The sequence below is a fragment of the Methanomassiliicoccales archaeon genome (genome assembly GCA_036504055.1).
Classification (GTDB): Archaea; Thermoplasmatota; Thermoplasmata; order Methanomassiliicoccales; family UBA472; genus DASXVU01.
This window is the reverse complement of record DASXVU010000047.1, coordinates 136,907-149,896: the sequence shown is the minus strand read 5'-3', so window position 1 is coordinate 149,896 and position 12,990 is coordinate 136,907. Positions and strand designations below refer to the sequence as shown.

The 12,990-nt window shown below is 55.7% G+C and carries 16 protein-coding genes; 10 read left to right on the top strand and 6 right to left on the bottom strand.

Going from position 1 to position 12,990, the window contains the following annotated elements:
- On the top strand, positions 1–282 hold a 282-nt coding region (locus VGK23_12210), incomplete at its 5' end, for a hypothetical protein (protein HEY3421305.1).
- A 22-nt stretch (positions 283–304) separates the two neighbouring features.
- On the opposite strand, the gene VGK23_12205 is transcribed toward VGK23_12210, so the two are convergent.
- From VGK23_12205 to VGK23_12195, 3 genes are all read right to left on the bottom strand, one after another.
- Complete coding sequence (locus tag VGK23_12205) at positions 305–646, bottom strand: thioredoxin family protein (protein HEY3421304.1); 342 nt, start codon at positions 644–646, stop codon at positions 305–307.
- Positions 636–1,565, bottom strand: a complete 930-nt coding sequence (locus VGK23_12200; GenBank protein HEY3421303.1) for a TRC40/GET3/ArsA family transport-energizing ATPase — start codon at positions 1,563–1,565, stop codon at positions 636–638. Before VGK23_12200 ends, VGK23_12205 begins: the two co-directional genes overlap by 11 nt.
- A 100-nt stretch (positions 1,566–1,665) precedes the next feature.
- Entirely contained in the window at positions 1,666–3,189 is a 1,524-nt protein-coding gene (locus VGK23_12195) for an MBL fold metallo-hydrolase (GenBank protein HEY3421302.1), read from the bottom strand.
- A 168-nt stretch (positions 3,190–3,357) separates the two neighbouring features.
- On the opposite strand from VGK23_12195, the gene VGK23_12190 reads away from it, so the two are divergent.
- On the top strand, positions 3,358–3,651 hold the full coding sequence (locus VGK23_12190) for a hypothetical protein (protein HEY3421301.1): 294 nt from the start codon (positions 3,358–3,360) through the stop codon (positions 3,649–3,651).
- 140 nt (positions 3,652–3,791) lie between these two features.
- Complete coding sequence (locus VGK23_12185) at positions 3,792–4,556, top strand: class II glutamine amidotransferase (protein ID HEY3421300.1); 765 nt, start codon at positions 3,792–3,794, stop codon at positions 4,554–4,556.
- Positions 4,557–4,559: 3 nt separating this feature from the next.
- Here the strand turns inward: VGK23_12185 and VGK23_12180 are convergent, their stop codons facing one another.
- Both VGK23_12180 and VGK23_12175 read right to left on the bottom strand, forming a co-directional pair.
- Positions 4,560–4,790: a helix-hairpin-helix domain-containing protein gene (locus VGK23_12180; GenBank protein ID HEY3421299.1), complete on the bottom strand. Its 231-nt coding sequence runs from the start codon at positions 4,788–4,790 to the stop codon at positions 4,560–4,562.
- An 81-nt stretch (positions 4,791–4,871) separates the two neighbouring features.
- On the bottom strand, positions 4,872–5,462 hold the full coding sequence (locus tag VGK23_12175) for a hypothetical protein (GenBank protein ID HEY3421298.1): 591 nt from the start codon (positions 5,460–5,462) through the stop codon (positions 4,872–4,874).
- Between the two features lie 494 nt (positions 5,463–5,956).
- Here VGK23_12175 and VGK23_12170 point away from each other — a divergent pair, with 494 nt between their 5' ends.
- Genes VGK23_12170 through VGK23_12160 form a run of 3 tightly spaced genes read left to right on the top strand, consistent with a single transcriptional unit; the run spans position 5,957 to position 8,429 of the window.
- On the top strand, positions 5,957–6,829 hold the full coding sequence (locus VGK23_12170) for a RimK family alpha-L-glutamate ligase (protein HEY3421297.1): 873 nt from the start codon (positions 5,957–5,959) through the stop codon (positions 6,827–6,829).
- 4 nt (positions 6,830–6,833) lie between these two features.
- Positions 6,834–7,319: a YkgJ family cysteine cluster protein gene (locus VGK23_12165; protein ID HEY3421296.1), complete on the top strand. Its 486-nt coding sequence runs from the start codon at positions 6,834–6,836 to the stop codon at positions 7,317–7,319.
- Between the two features lie 6 nt (positions 7,320–7,325).
- A complete protein-coding gene (locus VGK23_12160; GenBank protein ID HEY3421295.1) occupies positions 7,326–8,429 on the top strand; it encodes a glutamate-cysteine ligase family protein in 1,104 nt (367 codons plus the stop codon).
- Between the two features lie 55 nt (positions 8,430–8,484).
- Here VGK23_12160 and VGK23_12155 read toward each other — a convergent pair whose 3' ends face one another.
- Positions 8,485–10,056: an MBL fold metallo-hydrolase gene (locus VGK23_12155; GenBank protein ID HEY3421294.1), complete on the bottom strand. Its 1,572-nt coding sequence runs from the start codon at positions 10,054–10,056 to the stop codon at positions 8,485–8,487.
- A gap of 97 nt (positions 10,057–10,153) precedes the next feature.
- On the opposite strand from VGK23_12155, the gene VGK23_12150 reads away from it, so the two are divergent.
- The 4 genes from VGK23_12150 to VGK23_12135 all read left to right on the top strand — a co-directional run bounded on the left by VGK23_12150 (position 10,154) and on the right by VGK23_12135 (position 12,970).
- Complete coding sequence (locus VGK23_12150; protein ID HEY3421293.1) at positions 10,154–10,612, top strand: zinc ribbon domain-containing protein; 459 nt, start codon at positions 10,154–10,156, stop codon at positions 10,610–10,612.
- A 77-nt stretch (positions 10,613–10,689) separates the two neighbouring features.
- Positions 10,690–11,658 (top strand): zinc ribbon domain-containing protein, encoded by a 969-nt coding sequence (locus VGK23_12145; GenBank protein ID HEY3421292.1) that lies wholly within the window; start codon positions 10,690–10,692, stop codon positions 11,656–11,658.
- A gap of 176 nt (positions 11,659–11,834) precedes the next feature.
- On the top strand, positions 11,835–12,209 hold the full coding sequence (locus VGK23_12140) for a hypothetical protein (protein HEY3421291.1): 375 nt from the start codon (positions 11,835–11,837) through the stop codon (positions 12,207–12,209).
- A gap of 65 nt (positions 12,210–12,274) precedes the next feature.
- The gene (locus VGK23_12135; protein HEY3421290.1) at positions 12,275–12,970 is read left to right on the top strand and encodes a DUF2085 domain-containing protein; all 696 of its coding nucleotides are present in this window, start codon (positions 12,275–12,277) and stop codon (positions 12,968–12,970) included.
- Positions 12,971–12,990 lie beyond the last annotated feature (20 nt).

The following is a 12,990-nucleotide window of genomic DNA, read 5'->3' as shown; positions in this document are numbered from 1 at the left end:
AACGCGACTCTGATATTCGGTTCTCTGGCGCTCCTGTTCTTGTCGTTGGCCCTGGTCTCCTTCATGATCGGGTACGCGTTCCTGAAGGGTCGATCGTGGGCGTGGGTCGTTGGGATAATCTTTGCGCTCGTCTCGATCTTGTCAGCTTTCGTCAACCCACTGCTCAGAGGTTTCTCGGATCCCGCCTGGATGATCGATCTAGCCGCCAATCTGGTCTTCCCTTGGCTGGTCATAATCTACCTGAACCGGCCCAATGTGAAGGAGTTCTTCAACCGGCATTAGATCATCGGAACGGGACGGGCGATCACTGGATCGATATCGGGGCACGGTCATGAGCGGCTTTCCTAAGGACCTCTTCCAACTTTTCCAGGGTCGGTACCCCGCCGAACAAGGCAAGCTTCTCATCCACGAATAACGCCGGTGCCACCGCCGAACCGTATTTCTGGAACATCGGCTGGATCTCCGCCATGAACAGGTACCTCAGTGACATCTGGGCTTCGGTCACCGTCACCAGGTCGATCTCCGCGTCCACGCCGGTGTTCTTGATCGCCTCTTTGATCCGGTCGACATACTGTTTGTCATAAACTGCCATCTTGGGATGGCAGCAGGAGAATGATAGCAGGGTCAGTCGGACCTTATTCGCCATACAGCCCCCTCCCGACCCGCCTCAGGCGGTCCAGTCCGTAAATGTCCGTCTCAAAAAGTGGCACCTGCACTCTCAGTTTGCTGCCGAAGCGCTCGTCTATCTCCTGCAGGTAGCGGTCCTGGGTGGCTCTCCTCTTTTCCAGGAACCAGTTGCCCTTCAGCACGTCCTGGGGGATCACCCCGTTGATGATCAACGAAGGCACTTGGATACCGAAACCTGACAGGTCCTCTATGGCCCGGGCGGTCTCCTCGATCGGCAGTTTCTCCGGCAGAAGGACCAGGTTGAAGGCCGAGACGGAACTGTCAGAAAGGCCTTTGACAGAGTTGTCGTAGCGCTGCTTCTCCAGCTTTAGGTCGTCGAGCATGTTGTCGTCATAGACGAAGCCCAGGGCCTCTGACAGCTCTTTCCGGTTCTTGATCTGGTTGGCAATATATCCTGACCAGTCGAAGGGCATGGACAGTTCTCGCAACGTGTGCCCCGTCGGTGCCGTGTCGAACACGATCTTGTCATGCTCCTCGTCGTCGAAGAAGGAGACGAACTGGTCGAAAGCGGCGATCTCCTCCGTGCACGGCGTGGACAACAGCTCCGAGCCGAAAAGGGTGGAGAACCCTTCCAGGGTCCCTTCCAGGCGCGTTTGGAACACGCCCATCGCCTTCTTGGGATTGATGTTGAGGCCGCACAGATGGCGTTCCGTTCCGATCTTGGTGATCTCTGTCTCGCTGATGTGCTGGCCATAGATCGCTGACAGGCTGACGGTGGGATCGGTCGCCACTATCAGGGTGTTGTAACCATGGTCTGATAGCCAGGTAGCGGTGGTGGCAGCCATGGTGGTCTTGCCGACGCCCCCTTTACCCCCAAAGAACAGGAACTTGCGGTCCTCGATGATCTCTCTGATGGATTCAGTAGTCATTCCAACCATCAATCGTATCTGCCGGCTAGTGCATTAAGGCTTCCCTAGTCCGCTTCGGTCAGGTCTGATGAAATATGTGCCCACAGGCCAGTAATTGGGCCATGATCGATCAGGTCTGCGATTCCAGGCTCCTGCGCCGGTACCTTTCCACCTTGCCATGTGTTCTAAGCTTTCCGGATTCCAGGACACAGATCGCTCCGTGACCTCCACAGATGAGGCACCTTTTACCCGCAGGAGCAAGTTTCGCATCCATCTCTGCCGCCAATGCCAGCAGCCCCTTCCTTTCCCGGCTGGCCTTCTCGCTGTCCACGTTCACCGAGGTCATCAGGTTCTTGGCCAGGATGTTGAACTCCTCTCTTTCAGGGGTGAGCGATTCAAAACCGATAAGCGAATCCGCCGAGAACAGCAGCCCTTCTTCCTCAAACAGCAGGAAGATCTGTCCATGCAGATGCCCTCCCAGGCTCTCCAGGACCTCGAAGTCCATTCCCGCGAACCGGTCATGGGCCACGATCCGGAAGGGTCCTCTTGTCCCGAGGTCTCCATCCAGAAGGCTGAACTTGGCCGGTGGCCGGAAATTGGAGAACATGTTGATGAGCCGTGTATACACCTCTTCAAGCACCGACGACTGGAGCTTTGAACCGTAGGCCCGGTTCGACCGCTCCACTATGTCCACGGTCCCTGGGTGCGCAAATGATTCGGCCTCGAACAGTCCCGCCCCACCGGAGTGATCGGCATCGGCATGACTGATGAACATTCTCTTGATCGATGAGAGATCGTTTATGCCGTGATCGGCCAGCATATGGACCACGTCGTCGTGGTAGACGCCATAACCGGTGTCGATGAGCATGACCTCCTCCGGAGACACCATTGCAAAGATGCTTCCCCCGCAGGGCAGCTGAAAGCAGTACAGTTCCGCTCCGTCCCCCAGTTCCAGATGCTGCACATCTGCATAGAACCCCTTGCCGGTGGTGGCCTTGAGGGTCCTTCCTGTCTGCAGGACGCTGTTGAACACGAGCTTCGGGTCCTCTCCCAGGTTATGCAGCTCCTGCACAATGTGGTTGATGTCAGAGAGCAGCCGCAATAGGAACTGGTCCTCGGCGTCCCCGATCAGCAGACGGAGCTCCTGGGCGAACCGGATATAGAAGACGGTGTCGTCCAGGTGTTTCCCGGTGGTGTCGTACTCGAGGATCTCCAATGGATACTTCGACTTCAGCTCATCGAGGAGGCCTTGGACCCGAGAGCTGTCCCCGATCGTCAGGCTGATCGTTACCCTTTCCGGGTACTTGCTCACGTCGTCGAAATCGAGAAAGGCGATGTTGCATGCGGCCGAGGTGGTGCTGTGCAGGAACTCGAACAGAGCCCCGGGCCGGTTTGGCAGGTACACGTTGAACTTGAGGAAACTGGGAACGGCAAGCGAGTCCTGGAGGTACCCGAGCAGCTCCAGCTCCTTCTTGATCCGCTCATAGGCGGCATCGTCGCACCTTATCTCGAAGAACACCGTATACGGGTCTATCCGCCGGTCGTAGTGGATCCGGTCCACATTGCCCTGGTATCGGGTCACGATCTCCGCCGCTTTGTGCAGCGCCCCCGGCTCGTCTGGCATGTGCGCCACGAAGTAGAACACCTTTTGCATCACGAACCCCCGGGCACGATGGCTGCATCTCAGCTTAATATCTTGGGCGGTCTCAGCGAACGAAATACGACAGGAGCCGATATTGAGATGCCGCATCACTGTCTTCTGTCACAGGGGGGATGGATAGTTACTAAAAGACCGGGACCGATACGATCAGGGGAATTGGAGATGAAGTGCCGGGTATGTGGTGAGGCCAGGGATTCGAGGCTAAAGCATTGTAGTAGCTGTGGATCGCGTCAGATCAGTGTCGTTGGCGCCGTCGATCTATACCTGATCCTGTGGTTTGTCATTCTGCTAATGGTTTATCTTGTCGAATCGGTCATTGGCCCGTCCGGAAGAGCCGCCGACTTTCTTTGGATCGCTAACTATCTCATCATCGCCGGGGTCGATGCTATCGTCGTGATAACGATCTATCTGTACGGCGGAAGGATCGCGGACCGTTTGGGGAGAGCCATGCTCTAACGAGATAATTGGACGAGCGTTTCGGATGCACTCTTGCAGATCCTTAAATTGTATTTACTGTTCCTTGGCGGCCTGACCGTTCTCTGTGGCTGCGACAATCGGGCGATTTCGTTAAATCGTTCCGCGTCATGCCTGGTCCGATGTGCCGCATCTTCGCCATGGCCGCCCCTCAGAGCGTCCCTCCAGTGATCAAATCGAGATTGCTCAGGGAATTCTTTCAATCCTCGGCGGAGACCTATTCCGGAGGATGGGGCATAGGATACTTCACAGACCATGGTCCCATGGTAATGAAGGAGCCGATCAAGGCCACGGACAGCTTTGCCTTGCCCGGCGCCATGCGCAGGACGGAACCGGGTTTTGTCATGGCCCACGTAAGGAACCCCACTTCAGGCGAAAGGAATCTGCTCAACACCCACCCCTTCCAGAAGGACGGGTGGCTTTTCTCCCACAATGGTACCCTGGGTGACCCGCACTCCTTCAGGGCCAGGCTGCTTGAGCGTTATGCGGACACTCTCCAAGGTGACACCGACTCCGAGGTCATGTTCCATTATCTCCTGCAGAGGATCGAGCAAGCGGGCCAAGCCGAGACCGGGGTGCTTTCGGCGGTTCAGGACATGTGCCGGGACCAGTCGGAAGGGACATCCTCGCTGAACTTTGCGCTGACTGATGGGGCCGTCCTTTTCGTGCTCAGGAAGGCCTTCATCAATGATGAGAAATATCCGATGAACTTCGCCAACCTGCAGACCCTGGATATGACGGGTAGAGGGGAAGCACTGCGCGGTCATGACCTATCGAGCGCCGTCGTGGTCTCGTCGGAACCATTCACGCCGGGAGAATGGAGCAGTCTGGAGATGGGAGAGATGCTGATCGCCAAGGCCGATGGTCATCGCGTGGTCAAGGTCTGAAAATCACTTCTTGGACGCTGTCTTCACCGCGATCTTCAATGAGTTGAGCATGCACGGTTCGGCATACGACCCTTTCATCGAACGCAGTTCCTCGTACATCCGTTCCGGGTCCTTTCCGATCAGATCCTCCTTCGACCTGATCCCCAGCCGATACAATGCCTCCGCCGCGTTCTCTCCTACTCCAGGCAACATTCTGAGCTCTGATATAACATCGTTCTTGGCCCTTTCCGTCATGGGATCATTCCTTTATAAAGGATGAAGAGCCAGTCATGAAGTAATAAAGGGATTGGTGGGATGCACGCATCCTAAAAGTGCCTACGGCCGGAACCTGGACGCCCTGCGGATGACCCCTCTGATCCCGATGGCGATGTCCATGAAGTTGATCCTTCCCACCAGCATGTAAGCGATGGTGAACGAGAAATAAGGCAGGATATAGATCCAGTCGAACATACCCAAGCCGATCATCCCGAACAGGGCGAAATCGCTGAACGGGCGGTAATGGCAGAACTTCTCGGCCACGAATCCAAGCTTGTGCTTGTGGGCGAAACCGTCCACCACTTCATCCACGAATCCGGCCAGCAAGAACAATGCGATCGGGATCCAAAGCAACGTAACGCTGGCATCCAGCATGAACACGCCCATGACCACGAATGCTATGCATGAGCCGGCAGCGAACGCGACGTTGTCGATCTTCTTCGCCAGCACCAGGCTGATGATCATTGCGATGAAGAACGCCGTGGAGAAAGGGCTGTCGAAGGCCATCAGGGTACCCATCAGAATACCCGCGGTGATCGCGACCAAGTTCGCGGACCGGATCGAGAACTCGTGTTCGTCGTATGCCTGGTCTATGTATTTTATGGCATATCCTAGAAAAGCGAATGTGACGATGAGTATGATCGGATCCATCTGATGACCTTTTTGATCTTTATCGAGCTCTGCCCCTTGACCGAACGGCCTCCGGCCAGAATTTCTGGTCCGAGGGTCTTGCCCGAGGCGTGCAAATCCGTTCCATATGAGCGGTGGACGCCGGAACCTTGATTGCCTAGGCATGCCCCATTCCGATATTAACACCTTGCGATGTGACTATCTCTGTTGCAAGAATCCAGCAATGTCAGCGGTCGACCTCGTATGATCCACCTCTGCACCATGAGTCCTACAGTCGGCCTCTAACTGTGAAGGACGACAAAGGGTCAATATGTGGAATAGGAGGTCATCGCTCGTCATTCTCTTAACCGGACCACTTTACCGTTATTCAATACCAGAGCGCTGACCTTAGCTGCGAAACCATAAATATGCCGGGCGGATTGGCAATCCCAAAGCGATCTGGGGAACATGGCTGTCGCTTCAGCGTTTACATCATCGGTCTGTCATGTCAGGCTGGTCCTTGGGGGTGTTCTAGATTGAGGACGCTTGGGATCTTTGTGGACCGGCAGGCATTGAGCTATTCGCGCAAGCTGACGTTACTGATCAAATGTCGTGATACGGCGGAAGGGATGGGATACCTTTCCTACTTCATATTCCCGGTCGAGATCAAGAAGGTCCTAAAGACCGATGCTTTGTTCATTCGCAGTCGGACCGATCCGCTGAACATCTCCTTCATAGCCTCCAAGATGGCCGAGATGCACGATATACCGGTCATAGACGATTCGAGATCGATCCAGATATGCTCGGACAAGGTCAACATGTACCTGCATCTGATCAAAGCCAGGGTGCCTGTTCCCAGGACGGAGTTCGTCAAGAAGGACGACTTCAGAGAAGATGGCATCAGAAACCTTCTGGAATCCATGGGTGGGTCGATGATATTGAAGGAGCCATCCACGACCCTAGGGAACCGGGTGAAGAAGGTGACGTCGCCAACGGATGCGCACCGCATCGCCGGAAGCTATCTGAAGATGTCGGACTGGATCGTGGCCCAGGAGTACATCGAGAGCGATGAGGACTGGAAGATCGGAGTATTGGACGGCAGATTGCTGTACGCCTGCCGATACGTTCTCCCCACAGAGTCAGAGAAGATCGTAGCCAGCGAAGAGGGCGAGATACCCGACTATGCCTCGGAATCGGTCCCGCCGGATCAGGTTCCCCGGGAAACGATCGACCTGGCGATCAAGGCGGCCAGCGCCATCGGGAAGGGGTTATACAGTGTCGACATCAAACAGCGTGGCGGGAGACAATTTGTAATAGAGGTCAATGATAACCCTTCTCTCGAGAGCGGTGAGGATGAATATTATCCTCAAATATACAACGAAATCATCTCGAACCTGATGGAAAGGTAATGGTATGAGCGACGAATGGTATGAAAAGGCCACCGAGGTTTGCAAACAGTGCGGTGGCCATTGCTGCAAGGACGCCCACCCGCCGCTGACGGATGAGCGTATCAATATAATGACCGAGAACGGGGTGTCTGGGGACAAAATAGAGTTCGCCGGGTACAAGAGACTGAAGGTCAAGGAGGACAGCATGTGCGTCATGTTCAACGAGAACGGACTATGCGCCATACAGGCCTTCAAACCAGAGACCTGTGTTGCCGGTCCATTCACCTTTGACGTAAAGGATGGGGTCATCGAGATCTACCTCAAGAAAGAATCCATATGCCCGTTGGTGGCGGTTCTCAAACAGGACCGCAAGGAGTACGACGAGCAATACAAAACGGCCGTCGAGAAGATCATCCGGGTCATTGCTTTCCTGCCCGAGGACGAACTTTGGACGGTTTGCGGTATAGAAGAGCCGGAAACCGAAAAAGTGGCTGACCTGACCATCGAGTGAGAGCACATGACCATCGGCACCGAGCATGAGTATTCGATCAACGACCGCGACTTTCGACCGCTGCCCATCAACGACGTTCTGATCGAAGAGCTGAACGGGGAGGTCGTCAACGAGTTCCAGTTCGGGGAGGTGAATCTTTCCAAAGAGCTGCAGAAGAACGTCATAGAGATCGTTCCCACCTTGCCCGGGACATCGGTCCAGGGACTGGAAAGGACTCTGTATGGCGGCCTGGAACGTCTGTATCAGGCGACCCAGGACCGGTACCGGTTCCTGGGGTTGGGGATGCATCCCCTGCTGAAGCTGGACCAGACATCGGTATGGGACCATGAGGACAAGGAGATCTACGAGGTCTACGACCGTCTTTTCGACATCAGGCAGCACGGCTGGCTCAACATTCAGGCGATCCAGATAAACGTCCCCTTCACGAACGATGAGGAGATGGTGCGCCTGTTCAACCGCACCCGGGCCATAATCCCTTACCTGGTGGCGATCGGTGCCAGCTCACCCTATGTGGAAGGCCGGCTGACCGGAAGCGAGGACAATCGCCTTATCTTCTATCGGGATAACCAGCGCAGGATGCCGATCATCGCCCATGGGGTGATACCGGAGATGCTGCGCTCGAAGCAGGATTACCTCGATATCCAGCAGGAAATGTACCGGGAGCTTAGAAAACATGACGCGGAGATGCTATGCCACGAATGGGTCGATTCTCGCGGCGTGATCGTCAGGTTCTCCCGGAACTGCGTGGAGATCAAGGCCATCGACGAGCAGGAGTGCCTGCATTCCGACATGGCGATCACCGCCCTGTCCCTGGCCCTATTGCGCTCGAAGGATTTTCATCTCACCGAGGATGACGAGGACCTGCGTTCGCTGACCGAGGCTGCCATCAAGAGCGGGACCGGACAGCTCAGGCAGGAATTGCGCCAGGTCCTGGCCATCGCGTCGAAGAGCGCCAATCAGGATGAGAGGCCGTACCTTGGGCTGATCGAGGAACGCATCGAGAACGGGAGCCTGGCCGAGCTGATGAGAGCAAGGGCCGATGAAGGGATCCGCGCGACATTGGAGGACATGGCAGAGTGCCTCCGGACGAACCTCCCCTATCATGGATGAAGGCGGAGAACCGTCGTTTTATTCGGACAAAGAGGCGTATCCCTAATCTTTTAGATCACAGGATATCGATGGGGACTCCCGGGACCGGCAGAGCCACCTTCCTGTCCAGTTCCTGGAAGAATTCCGGACGGAAGGTGTGCACCGGGATGACCAGGCCGGGGTCTATCGCCTCCACTACCTTTTCCAGGTCATCTGCCGAAGCATGCCCTGATGCGTGATAGCCGGGTTCGAACGTGATATTTCCTTTCTTTTCCTGGAACCCGCGCACCTCCATCCCGAACCTGGATATCCACCGATGCAACCGTACGAAATCGAATACTTGGTCCTCCGAATGGGCCTCCGAGGACGAATAGATGTACCGGCCCCCCTTCGGCCTTATGTCCAGCAGATTTCCCATATCGTAGGAGGAAAAGCAAAGGATGTGCTCCCAGGGATGCATCGATATCTCCATCGGATCCACCAGGCGGCCGATCTGCTCCTCGACGGAGTCCTTGACCTTGCTCCCCCTGCTTTTCAGTTCTCCGTAGACCAGCACCTTGGATAGCCGGTCCACGCCATCGACCAATCGCATCGCATCCAGGAAATAGGCGTCCTTGATCGTCACCACGAGCGACCTGCCCGTTCCCTTGGCTATCTCCATGAACGCATCCAGCCTTTCGAAGTTGCGCGCGGAGAAATCGGCGATCATGAGTCCGTCCACATCCTCTGCGGCGGCCCGGCACCTGCTCGCCACGTCCGCTTCCGAAAGCTGATAATGCGCGTCCTCACGGCTGGTCCTGGTACCTTCGACTATCAATGCCGCCGGTGAGAGCGCCTTGGCGTCCGCCATGAACTTCCTGGTCTTGTCTCCGCAGACACCGTGAAGCCGTATGTCGCCGCTATACACGATCCACCCGGCCGGCGTTTCCACCGCGTAGGCGGTCGCGCCATAGATGGAATGGTCCACCTCCATCGCCTTGATCTCCAGGTCGATGGAGGCCATGGCCCCCAGCTCTCCCGGCTCCAAGCCCTTGGTCTTGCCCTTGCTCCTGGCCCAGAAGTCACCGAGCCCGTTCGTGTGGCCCCCGGTCAGGAAGAAATCCCTGGCAACATATGATCCCTTTCCGGCGACAACGGTGCGGCGGTCCGTCCCTGGTCCTTTCACCGTGCAATACGCGCACTCAGCGCCAGGGTCGGCCCTCCCGCAGTCGTTCATCGCCTTTATCAAAGCGGCCGTCATCGGCGTGGAAACGAAAGGTATGTCCAGATCGAGGAAGCCCGCACAGCCGAAATGATCGATGTGCGCGTGTGAGATAAGGAGCGCGTCCACTGGGAGGTCGGGCGCACCGGAAAGGTCCACATCGTCAGGTACCAGATCCTCCCGGTACCAGTTCACCTTCGGGATCAGGCCCATGTCCAGGTGGTCATGGATGCCCCTCGAGGCGCGTGGCTGGAGGAACTCATCGTAATACAGGTTCATCTGGTTGAAGTTGGTGCCAAAATCGAAAAGAACGCCGCGGTCATCGAACCCAAGATGGATCTTGTTCCCGCCAATGCAGCCCGCCCCATCAAAAACCGTGACCTTGACCGGCATCCTTCCCACGCAGTTCGATACCATCGTGGCATGATAAACATGTCGAGATACCATTCAGGTGTTCCATGGAAATAAATTTTCAATCTGGGCAAACTTGATTTAGCCAACTATCGATATCTTTCCGGTTGGCCGATAAGAAGGAAAGGACCGTATGGACCAGAATGAGAAAACAGATTGTTTCCGTTGCGGAAGTGAAATGCCATCAGAATATGCCTTCTGCCCCCAATGCGGTGCGCCACGGAAGGACTTCTCACCCTCTGGTACGGATCCCGGAGAATGGACATGCATGACATGCGGCCGGAAGGTTTCCAATGAATTCAGATTCTGCCCCAACTGCGGGCGACCCGCGATCATCCCTTACTATGCATATCCCTTTCCGGTACAGCAGACGGAATACCCGGATGATCCCACAGTCGTCCATTACCTCCTTTTTGCCCTCTCGCTGCTTGTGCCTCTACTGGGATTCCTATTGGGATTCCTGCTCACCCGGTCGGACCAATCCCCCGAGGACCGGCACGTTGGCAAGATATGTATAATGATGGCATTCTTCTGGCCGTTGATCATATTCCTGTTCATCGTCAGGATACTGGTCTTTGTTTCAGTATATTGATTTCCTTATCACAATATTGATAATGCCATAGGGTCTTTGTCCTTCTATAGTTCCATCGTATTCTGAGGGATTTGAAAATGAGTTTGTTCAACAAAGATCAAGGAACGGCCTGTCCCGGATGCGGCAACCGGATCCAGCCCACAGACAGATTCTGCAAGTACTGCGGCCGAGCGGCGGCCCAGGCAGCACCGTCACCGACTCCCTCTTCGGACCAGAAGATGAGGCAGTGTACCGGATGCGGGAGGGAGGTCCCTGAAGGGCTGAATTTCTGTCCGTTCTGCGGGAAACCGACCCCTGGTGCCGCACCGGCCGAAGCTGCCCCCGCTGTGCAGTCGGCTTCGATCCAGCCACAACCCGTCCAGATGCCTCAATCGGCCCCCGGCCTCATCCCTCAAGCTCCAGCCCCTGCTCAAAATCCCATGCCTAGATGCGTCGGATGCAATCGAGAGATACCGGAAGGACTCAAGTTCTGTCCTTACTGTGCACGCCCGAATCCCTATGCGTTCTCGGCACCGGCTGCACCTGAACCTCCATACGCCTCCCAGGCAGCGGCTCCACAATCCATGGCCCAATCTTCAGGAATGGAGAAGTGCACGGCCTGTGGCAAGGAGATCCCCTCAGGCCTGAAATATTGTCCATACTGCGGAAGATTGGCCTCTGTCGAGCAGCCGGTCCAAAAGCAGGCCCCGGCACCCTCGCCCATGGCACCGCCCCAGGGACCCGCACCACTGCCACAGCCGACCCCCCTGCCTGAACCTACCCCCATGCCGACACCTGTTGCACCGACATCAACGCAGTCCACTTCCGTGCCGTCCACTGCTCCAGTAATTCAGTCGGCTACCAAGCGTTGCGTGGGCTGCGGCAGGGAGATCAATTCAGCGATGAAGTTCTGTCCGTTCTGCGGTACGGCGGACTCAGCTCCAACGCAAGCACCTCCATCACCACCGGGCGGGACCAGAATTTGTCCAGGCTGCGGCAAGGAGATATCGATAACCCATGATTTCTGTCCCGCATGTGGTTATCCGAAGAATCCTCGCTTCTATTGAACGAAGGCGGCCATTTCCGGCCCCTCGCTTTTCATTTCTTATTGAACAATATTTATCTGGGATTGAACACATGCTAAGGTCTGGCTCAACAACATTTAAGTATTGAATATGATAATAACAAACCACATTCCAATCAGGCTCATGCCTGGGTGGGAATACTAGGAGGATGAATTAATTTGACAGACCAGGAAATGAGGATGTGTCCCGGATGCGGCCGCCAGATATCAGCGGCCTATAATGTCTGTCCGCACTGCGGTCGGCCCGCTAACGCACCGCCACAGTATGGACCGCAGCCAGCCTATGGCCCGCAGCCCTACGGTCAGCCATACCCACCACAGGAGCCACTGGGAGCGCTGAAGTACATACTCTACATCATATCGTTCTTCAGCATCATCATCGGATTCATAATGTTCATCGTATGGAACAACGATCCGAACCCGGAGAAGCGCCATGTGGGTAAGAACTGTCTGCTCCTGGCCATCGCCGGAATCGTGCTCAGCGTCCTGTGCTGGGTCATCGCGGCAGTAATCTGGAGCGCGGCATTCTGGTGATCGCGCATCGGTTCTGACACGCAAACCCCTTACCTTTTATCCATTCATGTTCTTATCTGTAAAGAATGGGTCCGCCCACCGACGTTTTCGGTTCCATACTCTGGAATGTTGGCTATTCACTCTGCCACCAGTTACCTGAAAGGTCGTTCTTTCTCGGCGGACTGCAGATGCCGGTCTGCGCTCGTGACACCGGCATATACCTAGGATTCCTTTCCGCGCTAGGATTGTTCATCCTGGGCAGGCGGTATGAGAGCGCGAAGGCACCCGACCGCTGGGTGATCGGTTTCGCGGCCGTGGGTCTTTGTCTATATGCGTTTGACGCGTTGAGCTCTTACCTCGGATTCCGTTCCACGACAAACGATATCCGGTTGCTTGCTGGCTTGGCCTTCGGGACGGGCATTGCTTTTTTACTGCTGTCCGTGGCCTCCACGGTCATGTTCAAGGGGAACGTTCAAAGGAGGGCGTTCACCTGGCGCGATATTGCGATCATTTTGCCGGTCCTGGCGATCGTCTCTGTACCATTTCTTACAGACCTGGGCCCAGTGGCGTATTACATCATGGCGGCCGCAGTGATCGCCGGGTACCTCCTCATGCTGTTCCTGATGCTTGTATTGCTGGTCTCGATCCTACGCTCGTGGAGCCTGGTGGACTCAAACCGCTACAAATTGTTGCTGACAACCGTAGGTCTCGAGATCGTCATGGTATCGGTCCTTTGGATATCCAAGCATTATGCCTGGGCCGCGATCACGATACCGGACTAAGTTAATATTAGCCTATAACC